This window comes from Myxococcus sp. MISCRS1, from assembly GCF_026626605.1.
In the GTDB taxonomy this organism is placed as follows: domain Bacteria; phylum Myxococcota; class Myxococcia; order Myxococcales; family Myxococcaceae; genus Myxococcus; species Myxococcus fulvus.
In genome coordinates this window covers 2611005-2635731 of record NZ_JAPNKB010000001.1, presented here as the reverse complement: position 1 = coordinate 2635731, position 24727 = coordinate 2611005, and the positions used below count along the sequence as shown (strand labels likewise).

The 24727-nt window shown below is 70.5% G+C and carries 21 protein-coding genes; 15 read left to right on the top strand and 6 right to left on the bottom strand.

Annotated features, from left to right (window positions below):
* The first annotated feature begins 10 nt into the window (after nt 1–10).
* The gene (locus OWM54_RS09995; protein WP_267697329.1) at nt 11–2332 is read left to right on the top strand and encodes an Ig-like domain-containing protein; all 2322 of its coding nucleotides are present in this window, start codon (nt 11–13) and stop codon (nt 2330–2332) included.
* 58 nt (nt 2333–2390) lie between these two features.
* Here the strand turns inward: OWM54_RS09995 and OWM54_RS09990 are convergent, their stop codons facing one another.
* Both OWM54_RS09990 and OWM54_RS09985 read right to left on the bottom strand, forming a co-directional pair.
* Nucleotides 2391–3482: a hypothetical protein gene (locus tag OWM54_RS09990; protein ID WP_267697328.1), complete on the bottom strand. Its 1092-nt coding sequence runs from the start codon at nt 3480–3482 to the stop codon at nt 2391–2393.
* 59 nt (nt 3483–3541) lie between these two features.
* The gene (locus tag OWM54_RS09985; RefSeq protein ID WP_267697327.1) at nt 3542–4738 is read right to left on the bottom strand and encodes a cytochrome P450; all 1197 of its coding nucleotides are present in this window, start codon (nt 4736–4738) and stop codon (nt 3542–3544) included.
* Nucleotides 4739–5153: 415 nt separating this feature from the next.
* Between OWM54_RS09985 and mxcH the strand changes: the two genes are divergently transcribed.
* The 10 genes from mxcH to OWM54_RS09935 all read left to right on the top strand — a co-directional run bounded on the left by mxcH (nt 5154) and on the right by OWM54_RS09935 (nt 15531).
* On the top strand, nt 5154–7730 hold the full coding sequence (gene mxcH, locus OWM54_RS09980) for a TonB-dependent siderophore myxochelin receptor MxcH (protein ID WP_267697326.1): 2577 nt from the start codon (nt 5154–5156) through the stop codon (nt 7728–7730).
* A 48-nt stretch (nt 7731–7778) separates the two neighbouring features.
* A complete protein-coding gene (locus OWM54_RS09975; RefSeq protein WP_267697325.1) occupies nt 7779–9071 on the top strand; it encodes a hypothetical protein in 1293 nt (430 codons plus the stop codon).
* Nucleotides 9072–9153: 82 nt separating this feature from the next.
* Complete coding sequence (locus tag OWM54_RS09970; protein ID WP_267697324.1) at nt 9154–9426, top strand: hypothetical protein; 273 nt, start codon at nt 9154–9156, stop codon at nt 9424–9426.
* Entirely contained in the window at nt 9426–9716 is a 291-nt protein-coding gene (locus tag OWM54_RS09965) for a hypothetical protein (RefSeq protein WP_141322973.1), read from the top strand. The genes OWM54_RS09970 and OWM54_RS09965 overlap by 1 nt, the downstream gene beginning before the upstream one ends.
* Before the next feature lie 17 nt (nt 9717–9733).
* Nucleotides 9734–11389, top strand: a complete 1656-nt coding sequence (locus OWM54_RS09960; protein WP_267697323.1) for a PepSY-associated TM helix domain-containing protein — start codon at nt 9734–9736, stop codon at nt 11387–11389.
* Nucleotides 11389–12330: an alpha/beta hydrolase gene (locus tag OWM54_RS09955; RefSeq protein WP_267697322.1), complete on the top strand. Its 942-nt coding sequence runs from the start codon at nt 11389–11391 to the stop codon at nt 12328–12330. Before OWM54_RS09960 ends, OWM54_RS09955 begins: the two co-directional genes overlap by 1 nt.
* A 306-nt stretch (nt 12331–12636) precedes the next feature.
* Nucleotides 12637–13494: a TolB family protein gene (locus OWM54_RS09950; RefSeq protein WP_223750294.1), complete on the top strand. Its 858-nt coding sequence runs from the start codon at nt 12637–12639 to the stop codon at nt 13492–13494.
* Nucleotides 13491–14153 (top strand): M23 family metallopeptidase, encoded by a 663-nt coding sequence (locus tag OWM54_RS09945; RefSeq protein WP_223750295.1) that lies wholly within the window; start codon nt 13491–13493, stop codon nt 14151–14153. Before OWM54_RS09950 ends, OWM54_RS09945 begins: the two co-directional genes overlap by 4 nt.
* Before the next feature lie 27 nt (nt 14154–14180).
* Complete coding sequence (locus OWM54_RS09940) at nt 14181–14798, top strand: hypothetical protein (protein ID WP_267697321.1); 618 nt, start codon at nt 14181–14183, stop codon at nt 14796–14798.
* 25 nt (nt 14799–14823) lie between these two features.
* Nucleotides 14824–15531, top strand: coding sequence for a hypothetical protein (locus tag OWM54_RS09935; RefSeq protein ID WP_223750297.1), 708 nt, complete (start codon nt 14824–14826; stop codon nt 15529–15531).
* Between the two features lie 5 nt (nt 15532–15536).
* On the opposite strand, the gene OWM54_RS09930 is transcribed toward OWM54_RS09935, so the two are convergent.
* Entirely contained in the window at nt 15537–16466 is a 930-nt protein-coding gene (locus tag OWM54_RS09930) for an AraC family transcriptional regulator (protein ID WP_223750298.1), read from the bottom strand.
* A 139-nt stretch (nt 16467–16605) separates the two neighbouring features.
* Here OWM54_RS09930 and OWM54_RS09925 point away from each other — a divergent pair, with 139 nt between their 5' ends.
* Nucleotides 16606–17346 carry an SDR family oxidoreductase gene (locus OWM54_RS09925; RefSeq protein WP_223750299.1) on the top strand — a complete coding sequence of 247 codons (741 nt, stop codon included), beginning with the start codon at nt 16606–16608 and terminating at the stop codon, nt 17344–17346.
* On the opposite strand, the gene OWM54_RS09920 is transcribed toward OWM54_RS09925, so the two are convergent.
* The gene (locus OWM54_RS09920; protein WP_267697320.1) at nt 17318–18271 is read right to left on the bottom strand and encodes an NmrA family NAD(P)-binding protein; all 954 of its coding nucleotides are present in this window, start codon (nt 18269–18271) and stop codon (nt 17318–17320) included. The two genes, OWM54_RS09925 and OWM54_RS09920, sit on opposite strands and share 29 nt — an antisense overlap.
* 280 nt (nt 18272–18551) lie before the next feature.
* Entirely contained in the window at nt 18552–19334 is a 783-nt protein-coding gene (locus OWM54_RS09915; RefSeq protein ID WP_267697319.1) for a carbonic anhydrase, read from the bottom strand.
* A gap of 384 nt (nt 19335–19718) precedes the next feature.
* On the opposite strand from OWM54_RS09915, the gene OWM54_RS09910 reads away from it, so the two are divergent.
* The 3 genes from OWM54_RS09910 (at nt 19719) to OWM54_RS09900 (ending at nt 23528) form a co-directional block, all read left to right on the top strand.
* A complete protein-coding gene (locus tag OWM54_RS09910; RefSeq protein WP_267697318.1) occupies nt 19719–20261 on the top strand; it encodes a TetR/AcrR family transcriptional regulator in 543 nt (180 codons plus the stop codon).
* A 70-nt stretch (nt 20262–20331) separates the two neighbouring features.
* Nucleotides 20332–21204, top strand: coding sequence for a hypothetical protein (locus OWM54_RS09905; protein ID WP_267697317.1), 873 nt, complete (start codon nt 20332–20334; stop codon nt 21202–21204).
* Between the two features lie 38 nt (nt 21205–21242).
* Nucleotides 21243–23528: a S41 family peptidase gene (locus tag OWM54_RS09900; protein ID WP_267697316.1), complete on the top strand. Its 2286-nt coding sequence runs from the start codon at nt 21243–21245 to the stop codon at nt 23526–23528.
* A gap of 30 nt (nt 23529–23558) precedes the next feature.
* Here OWM54_RS09900 and OWM54_RS09895 read toward each other — a convergent pair whose 3' ends face one another.
* Nucleotides 23559–24665 carry an acyltransferase family protein gene (locus tag OWM54_RS09895; protein WP_255666300.1) on the bottom strand — a complete coding sequence of 369 codons (1107 nt, stop codon included), beginning with the start codon at nt 24663–24665 and terminating at the stop codon, nt 23559–23561.
* Between the last annotated feature and the right edge of the window lie 62 nt (nt 24666–24727).

Here is a 24727-nt window from a genome sequence, read left to right as displayed (position 1 = left end):
GAGGGACCCGATGAGACGAACGACGTTGCTCCTGGTCGCCGCGCTGCCCTGTCTCCTCGTGGCTTGCGCGAAGCTGGAGAACGCCAACCCGGGCATCACGACCAGCGGGGCGCATTCGGTCCTGCTGGGACAGACGCTCCAGCTCGGCGCCGCCACGCGCGAGGCCACGGATGACGGCTACACGTGGGAGAGCGAGGACCCGGCCATCGCCACGGTGGACGACACGGGATTGGTGACGGGCGTCAGCGTGGGTGAGACGGCGGTGAAGGTCGTCGGGAAGCGCTCGCGGTTGGAGGGGCGTCACGCGGTGGTGGTCGTGGGGCCCTCGGCGGGGGACGCCGGCGTGGACCCGTCGCAGGTGCCCTATTACGTGGCCTGGGCGGGCTCGCCGCACGCGGACACCACGGCGGAGGCCTTCTCTCACTGGAACGAGGAGGGGATGGTGCCCGCGACGTGCGCGCGCTGCCACAGCTCGGAGGGCTACATCGACTTCCTGGGCGGGGACGGCTCCGCCCCAGGACGGGTGGACGCGCCGGGCAGGACGGAGTCCGTGGTGCGGTGCGAGACGTGCCATGACGCCGCGGCTTCGCGGCTGACGGCCGTCACGTTCCCCTCGGGCAAGGAGGTCACCGGGCTGGGCGCGGAGGCGCGGTGCATGGTGTGTCACCAGGGGCGCGCCGCGGGGAAGGACATCGACGCGCAGGTCGCCGACGCGGGAGTGGGGGAGGACACGGCCTCGGCGGCGCTGGGCTTCACCAACATCCATTACTACCCGGCGGCCGCCACGCTCTTCGCCGCCCAGGCGGCCGGTGGCTACCAGTACGCCGGGCAGGTCTACGACACGCGCTTCCGCCATGTGCCGGACTTCGACAAGTGCAACGAGTGCCATGACCCGCACAGCACCCGCGTCCGCTGGGACGCCTGCGCGACGTGCCATCCGGGCGTCACCGATGTCACCCAGGCGTGGAACATCCGGCAGATCGCCTCGCGCAACCAGGACTACGACGGAGACAACAACCGCACCGAGGGCATCTACTTCGAGATTCAGGGGCTGCGCGACAGGCTGCTCGCCACGCTCCAGCGCTATGGCGCCGAGCGGGCCCAGCCCCTCTGCTACGGCAACGCCCATCCCTACTGGTTCCGGGATGGAGATGGCGATGGGACATGCTCCACGGCCGAGGTCGTGAGCACCAACGCCTACAAGAGCTGGACGCCACGGCTGCAGAAGGCGGCCTTCAATTATCAGCTCGCCCGCGTGGACCCAGGCGCGTTCGCCCACAACGCGAAGTACATCATCCAGCTCCTGCACGACTCGATTCAGTCGCTCAACGGCGCGCTGACGACCCCCTTCGATACGTCGCTGCTGGTGCGCAACGACCCCGGCCACTTCAATGGAGCGAGCAAGGCGGCGCGAAACTGGGACGCGAGCGAGACGGTGCAGGCCAGCTGCTCCCGCTGCCACAGCGGCGCGCAGGGCTACCGGTTCTTCGTGCAGTACGGCGTGGGGCAGGCGGTGCCGGAGACGGCCAACGGACTGGAGTGCGCCACGTGTCACGAGAGCTTCGCGCCGGACTACGACGTGTTCGTCCCCACGCGCACGTGGCTGCCGGATGGCACGACGGTGAGTCTGCCGGGCCAGGACAACCTCTGCGCGAACTGCCACATCGGACGCGCGTCGAAGGCCACGCTCGACAATGCCTTGGCGGCGGGAGGCACGCCCCGCTTCCAGAACGTCCACTACATGCCCGCCGCCGGGACGCGTGAGGGCACGCTGGCGAAGACAGGGTACGAGTACCCGGGCAAGACGTACGCCGGGCGGCTCTCGCACCTGGGGGGCTCGCAGTGCACCAGCTGCCATGTCCCCGGCGTGAGCAACCACACCTTCCGCATCGCGGACGTGTGGAGCACGCGGTGCGAGACGTGTCACGCCGACCAGGAGTCGGCGGAGCAGGTTCGCAACGTCCACCTCCAGGACTACGACGGGGACGGCAACACCACGGAGCTGCTCCGGGCGGAGGTGGATGGCATGGCCGCGCGCCTGCTGGCCGCCATGCGCACGGTGACGAGCAACGGCCTCTGCTACAACGGCGACGTCAATCCGTACTTCTTCAAGGACACGGACAAGGACGGCACGTGCAGCGCGACGGAGGCCGTCTCGTCCAACGCGTTCGCGCCCTTCACCCCCGCGCTCGTGAAGGCCACGCACAACTACCAGCTCAGTCGCAAGGACAAGGGCGCGTGGGCCCACAACTTCAACTACGTGGGCCAGCTGCTCTTCGACAGCGTGGAGGACCTGACGGGGGCTGTGCCCGTGAACATGGTGCGCCCGTAGCCTGGGTCGCGCGGTGACGGGCTGCCAGCTCCGGGGCCAGGAACTCCTGAAGCGCCGCTCAGCGCGTCGTGAGCGGGACGACGCGCAGGTTCTTCTCCGCGCCTCCGAGAATCATGGACGCGCCGTCGGGCGAGAACGCGATGGCTCGGTGCGAGCGGTTTCCCGCCTTGAAGGCGCACCAGCGCCCATCGGTTCCGAGTTCGATGACCAGGCCGTTGTTGGTGCCGATGACACCCAGGCCGTCCTCGCGGAAGTGGACGGCATCCCCGCGGGTGCTCGGCCCCGGGGTCATTCCGCGCGTGAGCTTCTCCAGGGAGTGGCGTGAGAGCTCGTCACCGCTCCTCGCATCCAGCACGAGCGTGTCGTGCTCCACGCCGCCGCCCACAGTCACCAGCCGGTTCGTCGAGGAATCGAGCGCCATCGCGTAGACGGTGCCTTCCGTGACGAGCCGTGACGGTGGGCGCTGCCAGAGCACCTGCCCGTCGGACACACTCACCGCGGACACGCGGGAGAAGGACGTGGCCGTGTAGAGGATGTCCTTGTCGGACGACAGCACGGCGCAGGTTTCCTCATCGAGCAGGAGGGAAGGAAGCAACGGCCGACAGTCGAGGGAGGCCAGGGAGACGAGGACCATCGACGGCTCCGGAGTCACCAGGGCCGGCAGCGCGGCCGCGAGCGCCGGGTCCACGCGTCGTGTCTCCGCCCGGGTCACTCCCCCCTCCGTGACGGCGGTCCTCCAGTTCGGCGACTGGGCGATGAAGTGCGCATCGTCCACCCAGACGAAGGGCCGCATGACGGGCAGGGTGTGCACGACCTGGAAGGTGTGCAGGTCGATGACCTGGCAGCACGCCGCCTGTCCCGAGAACAACGCGCCACCCGTGAGCAGCCAGCGCCCACCCGGCGAGCGCGCGCCGGGGCCGCGCAGGCCCGTCAGCTCGGCCTCGACGTCGAAGCGGGGGCCGCTCCGGCGCACCAGCCGCCCCAGCTGGCTGGCGAGGTTGGGCGCCTCGATGACCAGCAGGGAGCCATGGGGCTCGAAGGCGAGGAACTCGACGTAGGGGACCGTGTCCTTCGCGATGGGCGTGGACGCCGCGCGAGGCGGCGCCGGTGCGCGCTGAGGGTGCAACTCCACGCTGTCGATCATCCGCATGCGCGGACCCTATAACACGAGGGGTCCGCGTCCCTTCCCGTGGGGCCCCGCGCCCTGGCTCACGCGGGGAAGAGCTCGACGGGCAGCGTCGCCGGCCCGCGAACGACGAGGGAGGTGGTCCAGTCGATGCGCTCCGTGCGCAGCTCCATCCGGCTCACGTGGGGGATGAGCTCCTCCAGGGCGATGCTGGCCTCCATCCGTGCCAGCATCACCCCCAGGCAGTAGTGGATGCCGTGGCCGAAGGTGAGGTGCTGCGCGCTCTCCCGCCCCAGGATGAACCGGTCACCGTCGGGGAAGACCTTCTCGTCACGGCCCGCCGAGGCGAGCGAGACCAGCACCACGCTCCCCTTGGGCAGCGCGGTGTCGGCCACGGTCACGTCTTGCAGGCACGTGCGCAGCAGCGCCACGACGGAGGGCTCGTAGCGCAGGGTCTCCTCGACGAAGCGGGGGATGAGGGTCGGCGTCTCCCGCAGGCGGGAGAGCAGCTCCGGGTGCTGACAGAGCATCCGGGCGCACTGACCGATGAGATAGGTCGTCGTCTCCACCCCGCCGGTGAACAGCACGAAGAAGAAGCTCATCAGCTCCTGTGGGGTCAGGGCCTGCCCGCCCGCGCGGGCCTGGAGCAAATCACTCATCAAGTCATCGCCCGGCGTCTTGCGCCGCGCGTCCAGGGCGTCCTGGACGTACCGCTCCATCTCGTCGAGCGTCCGTCGGCACTGCTCCATCTGCTTCGTGTCCTCCGGGTGGACACCGCCGATGAGGGCGATGTCATGCGCCCAGCGCTCGAAGTGCTTCAGCAGCGCGGTGTCCAACCCGAGCAGCCAGCAGACGACGGTGGCGGGAACGGGCACGGCGAGGGCTTCCATGTAGTCCACCGTCCGCTGCTCCATCATCCGCGCGATGCGCTCCCGGGTGAGGGCGCGGATTCGCGGCTCCAGGCGCTTGATGGCCGCGGAGGTGAAGTCCCGCAGGATGAGGGTCCGCAGTCGTCCGTGTTGGGGCGGGTCCAGGAAGGGAAGCGACTCCGCCAGGGGATTGGCGCGCCCGAGCCATTCCGGCTGGAACGCCAGGCGCATCCCCGTGGAGGAGAAGAGCTGCGGCGACTTGAGCACGTGTTGTGCTTCGTCGTAGCGGGTGACGGCCCACATGCCGCCCGGGTCCACCTGCACGATGGGCCCCTGGCGCCGGAGCTCCGCCAGGTGGGCGTGCAGATTCGCGATGACTTCGGGAGACAGGCAGTCGAGGCGGGTCCTCATGAGGCGACGTCCTCCAGGTTCGCTGAGCGTTTCCGCGAGCGGTGCGGCTGTCTGGATTGTCTTTGTGAAGGCCGCGCATGTCGCGGTTGAGCAGGAATTGAGCGGGACGTGAAGGGGGCTCGAAGTCCGCCACCGGACACCTCCCCTGTCTCCCCTGGCACCGGGACCTCCTCGGGAAGCGCGGCTCGATGCGGCCTTGGAGTGCCCCACGCGCAAGGATTGCGGGCTCGGAGTCACCGGCCCTATCAGTCCCAGTAGCGCAGGTCTCCGGACGGCCCCCGGTTCCGACCCGGGAGAGCCTCCCTGATTGACCCCCACCGCCACCGCTGATAGGACAAAGGCGGTGTGGGTCGATAATGAATATGAGATTCAAAATCGGAATCATCCTGGGAGCTCCGACCCGCACTCGCTGAACATGCCTACACCTCGTCGCTGGCGGGGCGCCCTCGCGCCGACCTCTTCGTTCTCCGCACTGGTGCTGCTGTCCCTGCTGTCGGGAGGGGAGGCGCGTGCGCAGGAGGCGAGTGAGCCTCCGGGGACCGCTGTCGCCGCTCCGGCCAGCCCGGCGCCGACCGAGGAGCCGCGCGCGCCGTCCAGCGGCGTCGTCCCGCCGGTGCTCCTGTCCAAGCCGGAGGCCGTCTATCCGCCCCAGGCCCTGGCCGCGAAGGTCGGGGGCGCGGTGAAGCTCCTGCTGACGCTGGACGAGGAGGGCCGCGTCACGCGCGCGCAGGTCGTCGAGGGGCTTGGCCACGGGCTCGACGAGGCGGCCGTGGACGCGCTGGCGAAGGCGAGCTTCACACCCGCGATGCAGGACGGCACCCCCGTCGCCTGCCAGTTCGAGTTCATCCACCACTTCATCCTCGCCGCCCCCGCTTCCCAGGTCGCCGAGGGCCCCGCGCCCCAGCAGCCCGTGGACGAGGCGCCCGTGGCCCAGACGCCCGCGGAGGCCCCCCCGGAGCCGGAGTTGCCCTCCTTCACGTCGATTGTCCGGGGCAAGGCCACCGAGGCGCGCGTGCTGGTGCGTGGCTCGGAGGCGGTGGATGTGGTGGAGCTGGAGAAGGCCCATGAGCGCGCGGAGGACCTCGCGGAGGTGCTGACGCGCGCCTCGGCCGTGCAGGTCCAGAGGACGGGCGGCCTGGGCAGCCGCACGCAGCTGTCCCTGGGCGGCCTCTCCGGCGACCAGGTGCGCGTGCTCCTCGACGGCGTGCCCATCGAGTACTCGCCGTATGTCTACGGGCTGGGGAGCGTCCCTGTCTCCCTCATCCGGCAGATGGAGGTCTTCAACGGCGTCGTCCCGGTGCGCCTGGCGACGGACGCGCTGGGCGGGGCCATCCACCTGCGCTCGGACCTGGCGGCCCCGGAGACGGGCGCGTCCCTGTCGCTCCAGGCGGGCTCCTTCGGCAGCTACCGCGGCACCGGCCGGGTGACGTGGCGGGCGAACGAGCAGGTCTTCGTGCGCGCCGCGGGGTTCCATGACCGGGCCCGGAACGACTACCGCGTCACCGTCCCCGTGGCCGACCCCGTCACCGGGCGGGTGGGGCCGCGCGCGCTGAACCGCAGCCATGACGCCTACCGGGGCTCCGGAGGGAGCCTGGAGCTGGGCGTCGAGTCGCTGCCGGGGCTCGACCGGCTGGTGCTCACCGGCTACCTGGGCCAGTACGACAAGGAAGTCCCGCACGACCAGCTGATGATCCGCCCCTATGGCGCCGTCACCTCCGGACAGGAGAGCTACGGCGTGGGGCTGCGCTACGAGGTGTCCGCCCACGAGCGGCTCAAGGTGCTGGCCATCGCGGGGTACAACCAGCGCATCGGTGAGCTGTACGATGTCTCGGATTGTCTCTACGACTGGTATGGCGTCTGCCAGGGGACCCAGGCACGGGCGGGTGAGATTGGCTCGTCCCCGCTGGAGAACACGCAGAAGCGGCAGACGCTGTTCGGACGTGTGCGATTGCTCGGCACGCTGCTCGACGTGGAGGACCTGGAGCTGTCGCTCGGCGCCGACGACAGCGAGCGGACGGGCGAGAACGCCTACCTCACCCGGCTGGGGCAGGAGGACCCGCTGCGGATTCCGCTCGGGCTCACGTCCGGCTTCGGAGGGCTGTCCCACCGGCAGTCCCTGTGGGAGGGCCGGCTGGAGAACACGCTGTTCGTGAAGGGCTACGTGCAGCGCCTCTCCTCGGGGACGAACGCGCAGCTGGCGGAGACGCGGTGGGCGGGTGGTTACGGCGACACGCTGCGCTTCAGCGTGACGCGCTGGCTCCTGCTCAAGGCGTCCTACGAGCGCACCACGCGGATGCCCCGGGTGGAGGAGCTCTTCGGCGACGGCGGCCTGCTGGTGGAGAGCACGGCGCTGCTCCCCGAGTCGAGCCACAACGCCAACGTGGGCGTGGAGCTGCTCTCGTGGGTGACGCCCGTGGGCCGCTTCGGCGCCAACGCTTCCGCGGGCCTGCGCGACATCGAGAACCTCATCCAGCTGTTCCCCGGCGACACCACGCAGGCCTACGAGAACGTGGACCACGCCCGCTCCGTCACCGCGCACGCGGGGCTGGACTGGGACTCCCCCGGTGACTGGGTGGGGCTCACCGGCGCCGTCACCTGGCTCGACTTCAAGAACCTGGCGGAGGAGGGGCAGTTCGCGCGCTTCAAGGGCGACCGCATGCCCAACCTCCCGTGGCTGCAGGCCACCGGCACCGCGCGGTTCCAGGTGAGCCGGCTGCTCTCCCGCGAGGACGCGCTCGGCCTGGAGTGGACCACCCGCGTCGTCGGCTCGTTCGACCGCTCCTGGGAGAGCGCGGGCAATGGCGGCACGAAGCAGTCGGTGCCGACGCAGGTGCTGCACTCCACCGCGCTCACCTACCGCGCCCGGTTCGAGCGGCGCGCGTATTCCTTCTCCTTCAACCTCCACAACCTCACCGACGCCGCCGCCTTCGACCTCGTCGGTGTCCAGCGGCCGGGGCGCGCCCTGTCCGCGCGCCTCACCGTCGACCTCTGAGCCGCCCTCCGTGTCCCCTTTCAGGATGTCATCGCCAAAGGAAGCCCGATGAAGCTGAAGTCCGCACTGCTCGCTCTCGCCGTGTTCGCCACCGCCTGCTCGGATTCGGATGACCCGACGCCGACTCCGGATGCCGGCAACCCGACGGACCCGGACGCGGGGACGCCGGACCCGCTCTACGCCCTCATCACCCAGGTGCCCATCGCCGGTGGCAACACCCAGAGCTACCTGGTGACGGTGGACGACATCCAGGAGGCGAAGACCGTCGGCATCGCCAACGCCCTCGAGCTGTCCGCGGACGCGTACATCGTCGCGGGCTACCCGGGTGCCGGGAAGCTGTTCGTGAGCAGCTCGACCCAGCCGACGATGACGCCCTACACGCTCAACGCCTCCGGGGCGCTCGTGCCGGAGGCCGCGCTGTCCTTCACCGGCTACGGCGTCCGCGCGACCAACGGCTACCAGTCCCAGCACTACTTCGTCAGCGAGTCGAAGGCCTATTACTTCGACCACGTGAACTACAAGCTGGTCATCTGGAACCCGAAGGACCTGTCCCTCATCGGCTCCAAGGACCTGACGGCGCAGCTCAAGGACGGCGAGTTCACGTTCCGCTATTCGCAGAGCCTGGCCGTCACCGCGGGCAATGACGTCATCATCGCCGGTGGCTGGCACGCCGCCGACGTGAAGACGATTCCGGCCAAGACGGCGCTGGTCATCGTGGACACGCAGACGGACGAAGTCACGGTGAAGACCGACACCCGCTGCGGCTGGGCGCGCGACGGCGTCAAGCACACGGACGGGAAGATCTACTACGCCACCGAGTCGCTCGCCGCCGGCGCGCACTTCGTGTCGCCCACGACGGCGGCGAAGCCGTGCATGATTCGCTTCGACCCCGCGACGGGTGAGTTCGACAACTGGTTCACCACGCTCGACGCCTTCGTCTCTCCCGGCACGGACGGAGACATCGCGTCCATGCTGCTGCCCGGCGCGCCCGGCAAGGGCTACGTGCGGGTGATGGACAAGGCGGCCGCGCAGGTCGCGTTCGACGCCGCGGTGGCGGGTGGCCGGCCCTTCCACGGCAGCCATGCCTCGACGGGCGGCTGGTGGAGCCTGTGGGAGGTGACGCTCGGCGACGCTCCGACGGCGACGGCCGTGGTGCGCGACGACCTGGTGCCCACCAACGGCCGCACCATTCCCCAGAACCCGGGCGAGTTCCTGGTGCTGCCCGAGTTCGTCAACGACAACGCCCAGACGCGCTTCCGCATCATGAGCCCGCAGACGGGCCTGGGTGACGCGAAGACCGTCGTCGAGGGCCAGGTGCGCGGCCTGCTGCGCGTCCGCTAGTCCTCGCTGTTCCTCGAGCAGGGCCTCCGCCGTGTCCCGGCGGGGGCCTTTGCTCCCGCTGTCCCTTGCTTCCCCGGGCGCCATGAATCCCTTCGTCCCCCTCGCGCTGCTGCTCTCCCTCGGGGGATGTCTCGGCCTGTACCTGTCCTCGCGCCACCAGCGCCTGCTGCGCGCTGCCTTGCCCGCGCGTCCGGCGCGCTGGGTGGGCTCGCTCCTGGTGCTCGCGGCGCTGCCGCTCCTGGGGCAGTCGCTCCAGCCCTGGGTGGCGCTCTCCGTGCTCTTCGTCTGGACGACGCTGCTCCTCATGCTGCTCCCGTACGCGGCGCTGCTCGTCGGGCGAGGGGAGGCTCGGTGATGGCGGGCGGCGATGAGGAGGTCCTCCGGCCCGACTGGCTCTCCAAGACGCTCGCGGGTGTGCTGCTGGGGCTGGTGCTCGCGTTCGGCGTGAGCGGCCTGTTGTCCCTGGCCCTGGCGCCCATGGCGACGAGCCCCCGCAACCAGCTCGTCATGTGGAGCGTGGTGCCGGTGTGGATGGGCGTCGTCGGCGGCTGCTTCTTCTTCAGGACGGGGCCGCGCGCCTGGCTGTGGCTGGGCGGCGCGGCGGTGCTCACCTGGGGCACCTTCCTGCTCCTGCGCAACCCCTGACCTCCGCCGGCACTCCCATGCGCTCCGCCCTCATCAAGGTCTACAAGGTCGTCCACACCTGGGCTGGCATCGTCGCCGGACTGGGGCTCTTCATCTGCTTCTACGCGGGCGCCTTCACCGTCTTCAAGGACCCGCTGGCCCGCTGGGCCACGCCGCCCGCTGAACGCGCCTCCTCGAAGCCCAGGTCCGCCGCGGAGCTGCACGCCCTGGTGACGACCACCCTGGCCCAGCACCCCGAAGTGGCCGAAGAGTTCACCCTCACGCTCGAGGCGGCGCCGGCCCAGGCGCCTTCGCCGATGAGCTGGCACCGCAACGAGGGCGACGAGGACCACGACGTGCTCGGCGAGCGTCGGTTCCACGCCACGCTCCAGGCGAACGGCGCCGCCGTCGTCACCGAGGGACACCCCAGCAAGGTGGGCGAGTTCATCGACGTGCTGCACCGGGTGGTGGGCCTGCCCTTCGACACCGAGGTGGGCCGCGTGCTCACGGGCGTCATCTCGCTGCTCTACGCGCTCGCGCTCTTGTCGGGGCTGGTCATCGTCCTGCCGTCCCTGGTGAAGGACTTCTTCGCGCTGCGCGTGGGCAAGGGCCTCAAGCGGTGGTGGATGGACGCGCACAACGTGGTGGGCATCGCGAGCCTCCCGTTCCACCTCTTGATTGCCATCACCGCGGCGGTGTTCGGCCTCCACGACATCATCTACGACGTGCAGGACCAGCTCATCCACGGCGGGACGCTGCGCGCCGGCTTCAGGCCGGCGGCCGGTGACGTCCGGAGCGCTCCGGACCCCACCACGATGCTGCCGCCCGCGGAGCTGCTCGCCCGGGCGCGGGTCGCCGCTCCCGCGCTGGAGCCGCACTCGCTCCAGTACGTGAAGGTCGCCACGCCTCGCGCCCTGGTGCGCGTGTGGGGGCATGACCCGGCGGCGCTGTCTCCGCGCGCGCTCGGAGGGTTCGTGGCGCTGGACCCGTACAGCGGGAAGGTGCAGTCCGCCGACTTCCTCCCGGGCCAGATGTCCGCCCCCGTCACGCTCATCAGCAGCTTCTTCGCGCTGCACTTCGGGACCTTCGGCGGCCCGCCGGTGAAGTGGATCTACTTCCTGCTCGCGCTCAGCGGCGCGTGGCTGTTCTACAGCGGCAACGTGCTCTGGGTGGAGACGCGCCGCAAGAAGGCGCGCGCCGCGGGAGCGCTGCCCGTCCAGCGGCGGGACGTGCGCTGGATGGCGGCCATCACCGTCGGCATCTGCCTGGGCTGCGTGAGCGGGATTTCCTTCACCCTGGTGCTGGCGAAGTGGCTCGGCGCCCACGTGGCGGACGTGCGGGTCTTCCACCAATACGGCTACTACGCGGTCTTCTTCGCCTCCATCGGCTATGCGCTGGCGCGAGGCGCGGCGCGCGCGTCCATCGACCTCTTGTGGGGCGCGGCGCTCTGCACGCTGGCCATTCCGCTCACCACCCTGGTGGGGTGGCTCGTGCCGGGGCTCGGCCCCTGGGCGACGCTGGACGGGCTGGGCGTGGACCTCACCGCGCTCCTGGGGGCCCTCTGCTTCGCCTGGATGGCGCGGGCGACGTCCCGACGCGCGCATACGGGTCCCCAGGACAGTGTCTGGTCCCTGGGCGCTCCGGCCGCGAGCCCCGGCCAGGAGCCGTCTGTTCCCAAGGAGTGGGCCACCTGATGCGAATCCCCTTGTTCCTCGCGGCGGGGCTGTTGACCGCCAGCTGTTCCTCGGGGCCCACGCCCCGCGCCGATTCGGTGGTCCAGGTGGACTGGGCGCCGGTGACGCTGCCGGGCACGTTCCAGTTCGACCTGGCGTCGACGCACACGGGGCGGACCCACCGGATGTTCGTGGCCATCCCGGAGGGCCCCGCGCCCGCGGCGGGCCACCCCGTCATCTACCTGCTGGATGGGGGCTCGCACTTCCCCACGCTGGAGCGCCTGTCGCGTGCGCTCCCCAGGCTCGCCAAGGGCTTCGGGGTGCCAGCCGCGCCGCCCATCATCGTCGGCCTGGGCTACCCGGGCGACACGGCCGCGAGTGACCAGGCGCGCGGTGAGGACTACACGCCGCCGGCCCCGGACCTGTCGAACACGGGGGACCGGTTCTCGAAGAAGCAGGGGGGGGCGGACCGCTTCCTGGACTTCGTGAAGAAGGAGCTGGAGCCCGCGCTCGCGGCGCGGCTGCCGCTGGACACGTCGCGCACGGCGCTGATGGGCCACTCCTATGGTGGGCTCCTGGTGGTGCACGCGCTCTTCACGCGGCCCGCGTCGTTCCAGACGTTCATCGCCGGCAGTCCGTCGCTCTGGTGGAACCACCGCCACGTGCTCACCGGGAAGCCGTCCTTCCTGGCGCACCACGCGGCGACGCCGGTGAGGGCGCGTGTGCTGTTCACGGTGGGGGGACTGGAGCAGACGCCGCGCAAGAGCCAGGGTGAGCGGGGCATGCTCGCCGTCGAGCGGCGGATGGTCGACAACACCCGCGAGCTGTCCGCCCTGGGCGGCGGGCTGGAGGTGCGGTTCCTGGAGTTCCCGGGCGAGGACCACTACGGCGCCTGGATGCCCATGCTGAGCCGCGGGCTGCTGTTCTTCTCCGCGCCCCCGCTGTTGCCGGGCGCCGAGTGACGCCCAGCGGCGTGTAGTCGTGCCGTTCACGGTGGCCGCCCTCGAGGCGTGAACAAGGTCGGCCACCTTGGCGAAGAAGGACCTGGAGACCCGCGCCCTGGCGCCGTGGTCCGGTCCGTCGCGCCGGGAAATGGGACGTAAATCCGCCCCGTCGGTCATGGGGGCGAAGGGCGTGCTTCCCACGTCCCGATGCCCCGCATGGGGACACCCGCGCCCTTCGTCAGTGGTGAGTCGCCGTGTGCCCGGAGCCGTGTGTCGGCCGGGCATGGCTGCATTGCAATCATGAAGGTTCAGTGAGGTCTCGTGATGAAGACATTGGGAATGGCGGTGGCCGGACTGTTGCTGTCGGGGCCGGTCGCCCAGGCGGAAGAGGGTGGGGCGTCGCGCGAGGTGACTCGCGTGCGGGCGATGCGCGCGGCGGTGGAGCCCATGCTCGCCAAGGAGTTCGGCGCGAAGGCGTTCGTCGCCACGCTGCACGGCCGCGGCGCGCAGACGGTGCTGGGCGTCATCGAGGAGGCACCCCCGCCGGGGACGGACCTGCAGCCGAGGCTGGCGGTGCTGCGCTACGACGAGGCCCGGGGCACCGTGCGCGTGGTGGACCGCGCCTTCAAGTACGCGGAGGCCAGCGCGCTGGGCGACAAGACGCTGCTGCTCACCCCCGAGGGAGATTTGCGGCTGCGCGAGGATTCGGGCCGGGAGCGCCTGCTGGCGCAGCGCGTGCTCGGCGACCTGGCGCCGTCCGTGAAGGGCGACGGCGTGGTGGCCACCCTGTCGCGCACCGGCGCCGAGTCGCATGAGACGGCGGTGGGCTTCGTGGGCGTGGACGGCCGCGTCACCGTGGTGGCGGACGGGCCGGGTCTGGATGCGATGGGCACGATGTCCCCGGACGGGCGCACGGTGGTGTTCGTGTCGGGACGCACCACCATGGCGTCGTGGTTCCGCACCACGCTGGATGGCGCGGAGCCGGTGCAGCTCACCAACGTCGGCCTGAAGGCCGGCGCGCTGCGCGACGGCGTGCCCGCGAACTTCGTGCCGCCTCCCATCAACACCGGGGCCATGGAGTGGTTGTCCGAGGACCGGCTGCGCTACGCGGCCGGCGGCGGCGAGCAGTGGACGCTGGATGTGCGCACCGGTGTGGCGGTGCGGGAAGGAGGTGCCCGGTGAAGACGACGCTCTCGATGAAGCTGCAGGCCCTGCTGGTGGGGGCCTTGCTGGTGGCGCCCGCGTCCGCGCTGGCGGGCACGATGTTCCGCTTCCCCATGTCCATGAACCCCGGCCAGTGCGCCAGCGGCGGCTGCTATGTCGGCGCGTACAAGGACCTGGGGGGCGTGAAGGACTGGACGTGCCAGGGCTGGACCTACTACGGCCACCTGGGCACGGACTTCTCGCTGTCCGGCGGCCTCGCGGCGATGGACGCGGGCGTCTGGGTCATCTCCGCCGCCTCCGGCGTCCTGGAGAGCGCCGTCGACGGGTTCTACGACCGGTGCCTGGCCTGGAACAAGGACGACCCCAACGCCAACTGCGGCATCCGCGCGGCCAACTACATGATTCTCCGACACTCGGACAACCGCCGCAGCAAGTACTTCCACCTGAAGAAGTTCAGCTTCCAGTACAGCGTGGGCGCGAACATCCCCTGCGGCAACTGGATTGCGAAGGCGGGCTCGTCGGGCGCGTCCACGGGGCCTCACCTGCACTTCGAGTTCTCCGACCCGACGTGGGGAACGGATGACCCGTACGCGGCCACGCCGGGCTGCGGCGGCACCATCTCCCTGTGGACGTCCCAGGGCTCCTACCAGGGCCTGCCGGGCATCACCTGTCAGTAGCCCACGCCCCGCCAAGAGGAACGGCTCATGCGAACGCTCTGGAACCGGACGGCCGCCATCGCGATGGTGGCCGCGCTCGGAGGGCTCACCTCGCCCGACGCTCAGGCCTGCACCCGCGATGACTGCGGCTCGGGGGGATTGAACGCCTGCTACAACCTGTCGGGCTGGAAGTGGTGCGGAATCACCTACAGCGGCTCCCAGCACTGGACTTCGGTCAACGTCTACAACCACTCGTCCATCAGCCAGGTGCCGCAGGCCTGGACGAACCTCAACAACCCGCCCGCGGCGCCGGGGAACACGCTGTACCTCAACACGGACGGCTCCAACCACTCCAACCACGACATCGACTACTGGGACGCCAACACCTCCGACACGTGGTGGGGTTACACGACGTACCCGGGCGGCATCGGCGCCAACAACTGCATCAACCGGGGCGGCGCGATGATCCAGTTCAACCTGAGCCGCGTCACGGCGGACGCCACCTGGCGGTTGTGGCTGGCCGAGCACGAGACGGGGCACGCGGTGGGAATGAAGCATGTCTGTGTTTGCACCCAGGGCCGGGTGATGAACCCCTGCACCGAGTGCTCCAACCCCGCCACGCTCAGCGGCTGCGACGCGCAGGGCCTCAACGCGCTGTATCCCTGACGGGCCGCCAGGAAAGGAGAACGCCATGCATGAATTCAAGAAGGCACGCAGGCTGTTGCTGCTCCCGTGCGTCTGGGGCGCGATGATGGGCTGCGCTCGCGAGGCGCCGTCCGCCGAGGTCGCGCAACCGGTGTCCCAGCCGCTCGAGTCCGTGGAGCACAGCCACCCGATGACGGTGCATTGGGTGACGCACGACAGCTTCAAGGAGATGGTGGGCGAGTCGGGCGTCATCGTCCAGGCCCGGGTGGTGTCGTCGCGTCCGGCGGTTCAGCGCGTCTACGGCTGGAACGAGAAGGCCCAGCGGTACTTCACGCCGGAGGAGGCGGGGGACCGCTACGCGGAGACGCCGCTGACGGTCTCCACGCTGGTGGTGTCGGACGTCGCCCGCGCGAAAGAGGGGCTGGTCGCGCTGGGGGGCGCGAAGCTCGGGCCCGACAGCAAGCTGGAGATCGTCGAGCTGGGGGGACTGGCGCCGGACGGCCACCGGATGGAGCCGGATGACAAGCCCGTGCTGCGGCTGGCGGAGGAGGCCATCTTCTTCCTCATCCCCGCGGCCAAGCACCCGGGCGCGTACCATGTGCTCGGGGGCTGGCAGGGGCGGCTCCGGGTGACGGCGTCGGGTGAAATCCAGGCGCTCGGCTCCGAGGTCCACCCGGGGCTCGCCGACTTCAGCGTGCATGACGGCCGCACGGCCAAGGCGCTGATGGACGAGCTGCGCGGCGCGCCCCGCTGACTGCGTCACTGCACGGCTCCGAGCGACTCGCGGAGCCGTGCGATGTCCCGCGACGGCGGGGCGCCGAACATCCGGCTGTACTCGCGGCTGAACTGGGACGGGCTCTCGTAGCCCACGGAGTGCCCGGCCATCGCCGCGTCCATGGCCTCGGCGAGCATCCGGCGACGGGCCTCCTGCAGGCGCAGCTGCTTCTGGTACTGCAGGGGGCTCATCGCCGTGACGGACTTGAAGTGGTGGTGGAGCGCGGACGGGCTCATGTGGACGGTGCGCGCCAGGTCTTCGATTCGCAGGGGCGCGGCGTAGTGCGCCTTGAGCCAGTGGATGGCGCGGGCGATGGCGTCCAGGCGGCTGTCCGCCATGGCGATGCGCCGCAGCCGCGCGGTGTTCTCCCCGGACAGCAGGCGGTAGAGAATCTCCCGGGTGATGAGCGGCGCGAGCACGGGGATGTCGCGCGGGGTGTCCAGGAGCCGCACGAGCCGCGACGTCGCGTCCAGGAGCGGTGCCGCCACCGGGCCCAGCGCGAGCCCTCGGGCCACGCCGCGGTCCTCGGGCGCCTCCAGCGCCGCCTCCATCATCAGGCTGCTGAGCTGGCCGGGCTCCAGGTCCAGCCGGAAGCAGAGGTAGGGCCTGGCGGGCGTCGCCTCGATGACCTGGCCGGTGACGTGGAGGTCCATGGAGGCGACCAGGCACTGGTCCGTCCCGTAGACATAGACGTCGTCACCGAGCAGCACCTGCTTGCGGCCCTGCGCGACGATGCACAGCGCGGCGGCCTGCAGCGCGTGCAGCTCCGGGGTGGGGGCGGAGGCGCGGATGAGCGAGAGCCGGGGGATGGCGGTGGCGTGGATGCCGTCCGCGGGCGTGTGGCGCGCGAGGAGCGTCGCCAGCTCGTCCAGGCTGGGATTCGGGGCGGACGCCGAGGGAGGGGCGCGCTTCATGGCAGGCAGTCAAACGTCCCGTGCAGGATTAGGCAAGAGCCGGCGAGCATCCGGATAACGCCCCCAGGCCCTCGGTTGAGAAGGTGTGCATGTCCCCGGCGCCCTCCTGGCACCGGGCAATCCATCGAGGGACGTGCACATGACGACGAACATCCAGGGCAAGGTGGTGGCCATCACCGGAGCGAGCAGCGGAATCGGCGAGGCGGCGGCCCGCCTGCTTGCCCAGCAGGGCGCGAAGGTGGTGCTGGGCGCGCGCCGGCAGGAGCGGCTGGAGGTGCTGGCGAAGGAGCTGACGGCGGCGGGAGGCGAGGTGCGGGTGCGCGCGGTGGACGTGACGAAGCGCGAGGACGTGGAGGGCTTCGTGCGCTTCACGGTGGAGGCGTTCGGACGGCTGGACGTGCTCATCAACAACGCGGGGGTGATGCCGCTGTCGCTGCTGGAGAAGCTGAAGGTGGACGAGTGGGACCGGATGATCGACGTGAACATCCGGGGCGTGCTGCACGGCATCGCCGCGGCGCTGCCGGTGATGAAGCGGCAGAAGTCCGGGCAGGTCATCAACCTGTCGTCCATTGGCGGGCACGCGGTGAGTCCGACGGCGGCGGTGTACTGCGCCACGAAGTTCGCGGTGCTGGCCATCTCCGAGGGGCTGCGTCAGGAGGTGGGCGGGGACATCCGCGTGACGGTCATCTCCCCGGGCGTCACCACGTCGGAGCTGGCGGAGAGCATCAGCGACTCGAACGCGCGCGACGTGATGCGCGAGTTCCGCAAGGTGGCGATTCCCGCCGAAGCCGTCGCCCGCTCCATCGCCTACGCCATCAGCCAGCCGGCGGACGTGGACGTGAGCGAAATCATCATCCGCCCGACGGCGAGCCCGTACTGAGCGCCTCACGGGGTGCCTGGATACGGCGCTGGCGCAACCAGGGCTCGAAGCGCATGAGCGAGAGCCCCAGGTCGCTGGCGAGCTCGGGCCGGGCCAGCGCGGGGGCGACGTTCATGTAGGTCAGCCCTCGCGCCACGCCGGGATGGAGGCCCGCGGCGACGGCCTCCTCGATGGTGCTGGACTGGACGGTGTAGGTCTTTGCATCGACGCGGGAGAGGACCTCCGCCATCTGCCGGGGCGTGAGCACGTCGCCCGCGAGCTGCAGCGTCACCCCGTGGAACCGCGCGGGGTTCAGGAGGGCCGCCGCGGACGCGTTGCCCACGTCCTCCGGGGCAATCAAGGGAATGGGCCGGTCCGCCTCGAGCACCGTCACCCACCGGTGCCCGTCGACGAAGGCGGACGTGTCCAGCATCGCGTGGTCCATGAAGGTGGCCGGCAGGATGAGCGTCCAGTGCCTGAACCCGGCGCTCCGGACGCGCTCACAGGTGGCGAGCTTGTTCTCCCAGTAGACCTCGTGCTCCTTCCAGCGTCCCTCCGCCCAACCCTCGATGTTCCGGTGGTCCCCGACGCCGGACGTCGCGGTGTGCACGTACGTCTCCACGCGCTCGGCCAGCGCGGCCTCGATGAGGTTCTTGCCCTGCTGGACCTCCTTGCTGAAGTCGACGCCCGTCGCGGAGACGATGGGGGACTGCATGGAGAAGACCCCCTGGACCCCCGCGCAGGCGGCGCGCAGTGACGCGAGGTCGTCCAGGTCTCCCACCACGAGCTCGGCCCCCGCCGCCGCGAGCGCCCTGGCGTTGGGCGCTTCCGGATTGCGCACCAATACACGCACCGAGGTGCTGCCCTCGGTCAGCAAGGCCCGGGCCGTGGCTCCGCCCTGTCTCCCCGTGGCGGCGGTGACGAGGACAGTCGGGTGACGACGCATCGGCGGCTCCTCTCGTAAGTGGGGGACCCCACCGTTTATGGTCGTTGAATACGGAGGGGCCCCCCGTTTGTCAAGGCAGCGGGATTCCGCGCCTGCCTCGGCTGGCAGTGCTTGTCTGGAAACAGGGCGGCATCCTCTGGGCCGCCTCGAGCTCTGTCTCAACACGACGTCTGTCGGGTTCGTGAAGGACGGACGGGTCGAAAGCGGGGGCCCCCACCGCTTGTCGGCGGATTGAACAGGGTGGGGCCCCCAAGCTTCTGGAGTGCCCCCGAGCCTGACCTCAGTGCGCGGACTGGAGCCCCACGTCGCGGCCGTTCAGCGGCTGCACGGGGCGGTTGTTCGGGTTGAGGTGCGGCAGCCGCTCGAAGGCGGCGATCTGCGAGTCGGACATCTGGACGGGGTTCTTCATCACGAACCACTGCAGCCCCTCGCTGCACGGGGGGGTGGTGAGTGAGCCCGCGTAGTGGAAGAACGCCCGGTTGAACGGCAGGAGCGCGCTGGCGTTGATGAGCGCGCCCAGCGGCGTGCTGGTCTCACCCTCGTGACGGGGCAGGTGACGGAAGGCGGTGAAGAGCGCCGCGTTCACCAGGCCCTCCTCGATGAGCACGCCCACCACGACCCTGGGCGTCCCCGCCGCGTCGGTGTGCACCAGGTGCACCTCGAGCGGATGGTGCACGCCGTTCAGGGTGTGCTCGCTGGGCGTGTGGAAGTGGAACTGAGCCAGCTTGTACTCCTGGTCGCCCAGGCGCAGGGTGCTGCCCACGTCGTAGTTGAACTGCACCGTGTGGCCGTTGTTCACCATGCGCACCTGGCTGGTGCCGTAGTGGAAGCTGGGCGCCTGCACATTCGTGTGCATGGCCCCGGAGGTGGACAGCGCCACGGGGGATTGCTGGATGCCCGTGGAACACAGCGCGCCACCGGCGACCTCGCCCCAGTGCTCGGGGTCGACGGTCTGCGCATAGCCCCAGTGCGGCTCCTCGGCGAGGGCAGGGGCGGCGAGCAACACGGAGGACAGCAACGCGCCCCGAAGAGCGCGCACAAAGAGGGTGCGAGGGTGTGACATGAGTGATGAGTCCTTGAAGGAAGACGCCAGGAATGGGCGGACGCCCGTCATGCCCGGCGGGATGTCTATGCTAGCGGCCGAGTTGATGTTTTGCCGCAAAATCCATCTAAGTGGTACTGGTTTGGATTTCCTGAAATGAATTGAAATGAAACAGCGTGTTGACAGGAAATCCCCGGCTGGATGGGGCTCGTGTGTGTGTCCATGTCGAGCGCTGACTGCCATTGCGGGCGAGCGGGAGACACGGGGGGCCTGGGTCCCGAACCGCCTGGGTGACGGCGGCCCTACGGCAGGTGGCGTCCCCCCGTGCCATTCCGTGGTTGAATGTGGAGGGCTCCCCCAGTTGTGGGGGCGCGTCACGGTGAGGAGACAGGTGTCGTGGAGCGCGTGAAGTCATTGCGAGTGGATGGCCAGCGCAACCGGGAGCGGATCGTCGCGGCGGCCTCGGAGCTGGTCGCGCGGGATGGCGCGCAGGCGTCGCTCGAGGAGATTGCGCGGCGGGCGGGGGTGGGCTCGGCGACGCTGCACCGACACTTCCCGACGCGGCAGGCGTTGTTGGAGGTGGTGTTCCGGGAGGGCGTCGCGCAGCTGTGTGCGATGGCGTCCGCTCAGCCGGGCAGGAATCCGGCCGCGGAGCTGGCGGCCTGGCTGGAGGAGGTGACGGTCTACACGGCGACGCACCGTGGGCTCGCCGCCGCGCTGCTCGCGGGCCCGGAGGGGCTGTCACCCTGGGAGCTGTGCTGCACGGACATGTTGCTCGAGGTGTTGAACGGGCTGGTGGCGCGGGCGTCCTCGGCGGGCGCGATTCACTCCGGCGCCACGGCGGAGGACCTGCTGCGGCTCGTGAACGCCATCGCGGTCGCCAACGAGCAGGATGCCCCCACCGCGCGCCGGGTGCTGCGTCTGGCGCTTTTGGGCATCCGGCCGTGAGGCGTGACTCCGCTCGGAAGGCGTGATTGTCCGACAACCCGTGAGGGCTGGACGCTACACTCCGGCCCCCATGTCGACCCGTGGTGCAATCGCTGTGTACACGTCGGGCTCGGGGATTCCCGAGCACGTCTCCTCTCGGCCCTGGCGCGGTGTCTATCATCACTGGGATGGCTATCCCACGGGCCTCGGGCAACACCTGATGGCGTGTGTCGAGCGCGTCCGCGGCGACCTCCAGGCCGTGGTGGCGCGGCTCATCGACGAGGCCCCCTGGGGTTGGTCCACCTGCATGGGTGGGAAGGACGAGACGGAGGAGGAGCGCTATTCGGAGGAGAGCCCGGGCCTGCCGGTCGCGCCGGATGAGACCGGGAGCGTGTCCTATGTCTATGTCTTCGATGTGGAGGCGCGTCGGCTCGATGCGTTCTCGACCTACGTCGGCGGGGACGGCAAGCGGTTCAGTTCCGTGCGCTTTTCACCCGAGGGCACGCCGGACCTCCCCGCGCTCGACCTGCTGCCGGAGGAGCTCGTCAGCGAGCCGCCCCTGCCCGGCGAGGAGCTCTCGGCGGAGGCGCTCCAGGCGTACCTGGAGGGACTGCCCAGGCTCGAGTCGGACAACAAGCTCCTCCATTGGTTCAGCACCGAGGAGCGCCCGGACCGGTCGCTCTGCATCGTCTTCCGGGTGGTCGTCTTCGAGGAGGACGCGGTCCGCGAGGTGGTGGAGCGGGAATGGCGGCTCGTGCCTGCCTCCGCGCGACGCGAGCCGGCGCGGGTCCGCAACTTCATCGAGGCGCTCGTCGAGGTGGTCAGCGAGGACCCGACGTTGTTCGACGCGTTCTGGATCGCCAGTCTGGACTCACTGCGTCGTTCCCAGGCACGTCAGCGTGAGAGCTTCGTGCGAATCCTGAAGGCGCACCGGGCCCGCGACTCCGGCTCCGGGTCGCTCTAGAGTCCTCGCTCGCTGGCTGGAACACGAGGAGGACTTGCATGCGGCACCAGGACCTGGGCTCGAGGCTGGGACTGTGTCTGGCGTTTCTGCTGGCTTCGGGAGCGATGGCTTCGGAGGCCCCCTCGAAGCCGGAGGAGGCCCAGGCGCAGCTGAGGCTCCAGCGACTCAGCGCGTTGGGCGAGCTCTGGGGGCAGGTGCGCTATCGCCACCCGTGGATGCTGTCGCGGCGCATCGACTGGGACGCGGCCTTCCTGGCGGCGGTGCCGAAGGTGGAGGTTGCCACCAGCGACGAGGCGTTCGCCGAGGCCGTCCAGTCGATGCTCGGCGCGCTCGAGGACCCCGCCACCCGCGTGAAGAGCGCGCGTCCGCCCGCGGCGCTGGCCCCGCCGACGCTCCGGCCCCTCCTGGGCCTGGAGAAGGACGTGGTCGTCCTGGACCTGCGCAACCTCGCCACGCCCGAGGGCCCCCAGGCCTTCTGGGGCCTGGGCGAGAAGCTCTGGGGCCCCGTGCGCAAGGCGCGCGCCGCCGTCGTCGACATGCGCATGCGAGGCTTCGACGAGGCGGCGGCCTGGAGCGCCTCCAACGCCGCGGACTGGATGCTGCCCCTCTTCATCGACGGCGAGCTGTCCGTGCCGGGCTCGCGCTCCTCGCTCCACGGTGGCTACAAGGCCCAGACGGGAATGGACTCGCCCTACACCACGGCCTTCAACCAGGACGTCAGCTCGGTGGTGGAGGGCAACGCCGGCAAGAAGTTCGCGCGCGTCGTCTTCCTCCTGGATGCGCGGAGCGTCGTCTCGCCGAAGGTGCTGGCGCTGCGCGCCTCGGGACGCGCGCTCTTCGTGGGCGAGGGCCCGGTGACGGACGCGCTGGCCGTGGACACGCAGGAAGTGCCGCTGGGGAGCACGCTCGTCGCCACGGTCCGCACCACCGAGACGGTGTTGCCGCTGGGGCTCGACGCGGAGGTGCCGGCGCGCGCGGACCTGTCCGCCCCGGACGCGGCCTACACGCGCGCGTTGGCGCTGGCGAATCAGAAGTCCAAGCCCAAGGGCCCGAGCGCCCCGGCGCGGCCCGAGGCCCAGTGGCGCCCGGACAACGCCTACGCGGAGTCCCCGTACCCCTCGCGCGAGCTGCGCCTGCTGGCGGCCGTGCGGCTGTGGAACGTGGTGGAGCTGTTCTTCCCCTATCGCCACCTGATGGACGTGGACTGGAGCCAGGCGCTCCCCGGGATGTTGAAGCGCTTCGAGGCCGCCCAGGACGCGAAGGCGTACGCGCTCGAGGTGGCGAAGTCCGCGCGGGAGCTGCGCGACGGACACGTCTCGCTCAGCGGCCACCCCACGTTCAGGGAGATCTGGGGCGGCATCGCCGCGCCCGTCGAGGTGCTCGACCTCGATGGGAAGGTGGTCATCACGTCCGTGACCAATGCCTCGCTCGCGCAGGGGCTCCAGGTGGGGGACGTCATCGAGAAGGTGGACGCGGAGCTCCTCGACGAGCGCGTCCGCCGCATCGACGCCGTCCACCAGGCCTCCACCGAGGCGGCGACCCGGCTGTACCACGTCTACCTGGCGCTCGCGGGCCCCCCGGACTCGGAGGCGACCTTCACCGTGCTCAACGAGAAGGGGCGTCGGGAGGTGAAGGTGAAGCGGCCCGCCGCGTTCTCCCGGCCGGAGCGCCCCCATGAGCCCTTCAAGCTGCTGGAGGGCAACATCGCCCTCGTGAACCTCTCGCAACTGGGGGCCGACGAGGTGCCGGAGGTCATGCGGAAGGTCCAGACCACCCGGGCCGTGGTGTTCGACCTGCGAGGCTACCCGCGTGGCACCGCGGGGACGCTGGCGCCGTACCTCAACGTGAAGCGCGCGAAGACCTGGTCCCGCTTCGAGGTGCCCGTCGTCGCGGGCTCCACGTTGGTGAACGGCCGGATGGCCCTGGTGCAGGCGCTGCCCACCGCGGACGTGCCGGTGTACCGGGGCCGCACCGTGACGCTCATCGACGAGCGCGCCGTGAGCCAGGCGGAGCACCTGGGGCTGATGCTGGAGGTCACCAGCGGGACGACCTTCGTCGGGAGCCCCACCGCCGGCGCCAACGGGAACATGACGTACGCGGTGCTGCCCGGCGGCATCTGGATGAGCTTCACGGGCATGGATGCCCGGCACGCGGACGGCGGTCAGCTCCAGCGCAAGGGGCTCACGCCGCACGTGGCGGTGCGCCCCACGCTCGCGGGTGTGCGCGCGGGCCGGGACGAGGTGCTGGAGCGGGCGCTGCGCCTGCTCCAGGAGACGCCGCGCCCCGCCGCCGCGCCCATGTCCCGCCCCGTGCAGCGTCCGTAGTCCCGGGGGCCTCCGTGGAGGGGCCCCGGGCTAACGGAGGGCGGGCCGCGGCGTGGGCTCGTGGGAGAGCCGGGCCTCCAGCCGTGAGCGCCACTTCAGCGCGGGGCGCTCCACGCCGTGGTGCAGCGCGAGGGACGCGAGCAGCACCGCCGCCGCGCCGGCCAGCAACGTGAGCGGGTGGAACGCGTCCAGGCCGTAGGGCTCCAGCGCGACGCGCGCTCCGGCCTGCAGGGCCTTGTGCGTGAGGTAGATGGTGAAGCTCAAGAGCGCGAAGGTCTTCACCCCGGGGATGCGGGCGCACACGCGCGACGCGGTGGGGCTCGCCATGGCCGCGAGCAGCGCCGCGTAGCCCAGCGACGTCAGGGGGAAGGCGAGCATCGTGTGGGCGAGGTAGCGGAAGTGCTCCTCGTTCAGCCAGAACACGACGCCCAGGCACGCAAGGCCCGCTCCGGCCAGGGCGCCCGCGCGCGCCCCTCGGGTCCAGCGCTCCCAGGTCGCGGGGCGGAAGACGCGCAGCGCCGCGAGCATCGCGCCACACAAGAGGCCGTCGAGTCGCGCGTAGGTCGGGTAGTACAGCAGCGTGTCGTAGCCGCGCCACGCGGTGTCCTCGGGCGCGAGCATCGAGAAGTGCCGCTGCCACAGCCATGCCCGCAGGAGCATTCCGCCGAGCATCAACGCCCCAGCGCCCACGAGCAGGTGCGCGGCCCGGACGCGTCCTCGCAGCGCGAGCACGGTGAGCGGGAGCACCAGGTAGAAGTGCTCCTCCACGCACAGCGACCACGCATGGGAGAAGCCATTCAGGCGCAGTCCGAAGTTCTGCGTGAAGGTGAGGAAGCGCCACGCGGGCGTCTCCACCGGACGCTCGCTCCACGCGGGGACGAAGAGGTACAGCGCCAGCACGATGAGGTAGGGCGGCAGGATGCGCAGCGAGCGCCGCAGGTAGAAGCGCTTCAGGGATGGCGCCTCGCCGCGCGACACCGGCTCCATCAGCTGTGAGCCGATGAGGAAGCCGCTCAGCACGAAGAACAGCTCCACGCCCGTCCAGCCGAAGTTGGCGAGCATCCGGTAGGACTCGTGTCCCTCGGGGCGTGGGTAGTGGAAGAGGACGACGATGAAGATGGCCAGGCACCGGAGCAGGTCCAGGCCGGCCAGGTGGCGCGGTTCGGTGGTGTTCAGCGGAGTCGACCTTCAGCGGCGGG

Excerpts from the sequence above, each read along its gene's own strand:
- OWM54_RS09965 (WP_141322973.1), top strand. The coding sequence starts at position 9,426 with ATGGCGGGCGGCGATGAGGAGGTCCTCCGGCCCGACTGGCTCTCCAAG.
- OWM54_RS09935 (WP_223750297.1), top strand. The coding sequence starts at position 14,824 with ATGCATGAATTCAAGAAGGCACGCAGGCTGTTGCTGCTCCCGTGCGTC.
- OWM54_RS09955 (WP_267697322.1), top strand. The coding sequence starts at position 11,389 with ATGCGAATCCCCTTGTTCCTCGCGGCGGGGCTGTTGACCGCCAGCTGT.
- mxcH (WP_267697326.1), top strand. The coding sequence starts at position 5,154 with ATGCCTACACCTCGTCGCTGGCGGGGCGCCCTCGCGCCGACCTCTTCG.
- OWM54_RS09960 (WP_267697323.1), top strand. The coding sequence starts at position 9,734 with ATGCGCTCCGCCCTCATCAAGGTCTACAAGGTCGTCCACACCTGGGCT.
- OWM54_RS09920 (WP_267697320.1), bottom strand. The coding sequence starts at position 18,271 with ATGCGTCGTCACCCGACTGTCCTCGTCACCGCCGCCACGGGGAGACAG.
- OWM54_RS09995 (WP_267697329.1), top strand. The coding sequence starts at position 11 with ATGAGACGAACGACGTTGCTCCTGGTCGCCGCGCTGCCCTGTCTCCTC.
- OWM54_RS09915 (WP_267697319.1), bottom strand. The coding sequence starts at position 19,334 with ATGTCACACCCTCGCACCCTCTTTGTGCGCGCTCTTCGGGGCGCGTTG.
- OWM54_RS09970 (WP_267697324.1), top strand. The coding sequence starts at position 9,154 with ATGAATCCCTTCGTCCCCCTCGCGCTGCTGCTCTCCCTCGGGGGATGT.
- OWM54_RS09940 (WP_267697321.1), top strand. The coding sequence starts at position 14,181 with ATGCGAACGCTCTGGAACCGGACGGCCGCCATCGCGATGGTGGCCGCG.
- OWM54_RS09905 (WP_267697317.1), top strand. The coding sequence starts at position 20,332 with ATGTCGACCCGTGGTGCAATCGCTGTGTACACGTCGGGCTCGGGGATT.
- OWM54_RS09990 (WP_267697328.1), bottom strand. The coding sequence starts at position 3,482 with ATGCGGATGATCGACAGCGTGGAGTTGCACCCTCAGCGCGCACCGGCG.
- OWM54_RS09930 (WP_223750298.1), bottom strand. The coding sequence starts at position 16,466 with ATGAAGCGCGCCCCTCCCTCGGCGTCCGCCCCGAATCCCAGCCTGGAC.
- OWM54_RS09900 (WP_267697316.1), top strand. The coding sequence starts at position 21,243 with ATGCGGCACCAGGACCTGGGCTCGAGGCTGGGACTGTGTCTGGCGTTT.
- OWM54_RS09975 (WP_267697325.1), top strand. The coding sequence starts at position 7,779 with ATGAAGCTGAAGTCCGCACTGCTCGCTCTCGCCGTGTTCGCCACCGCC.
- OWM54_RS09950 (WP_223750294.1), top strand. The coding sequence starts at position 12,637 with ATGAAGACATTGGGAATGGCGGTGGCCGGACTGTTGCTGTCGGGGCCG.
- OWM54_RS09985 (WP_267697327.1), bottom strand. The coding sequence starts at position 4,738 with ATGAGGACCCGCCTCGACTGCCTGTCTCCCGAAGTCATCGCGAATCTG.
- OWM54_RS09925 (WP_223750299.1), top strand. The coding sequence starts at position 16,606 with ATGACGACGAACATCCAGGGCAAGGTGGTGGCCATCACCGGAGCGAGC.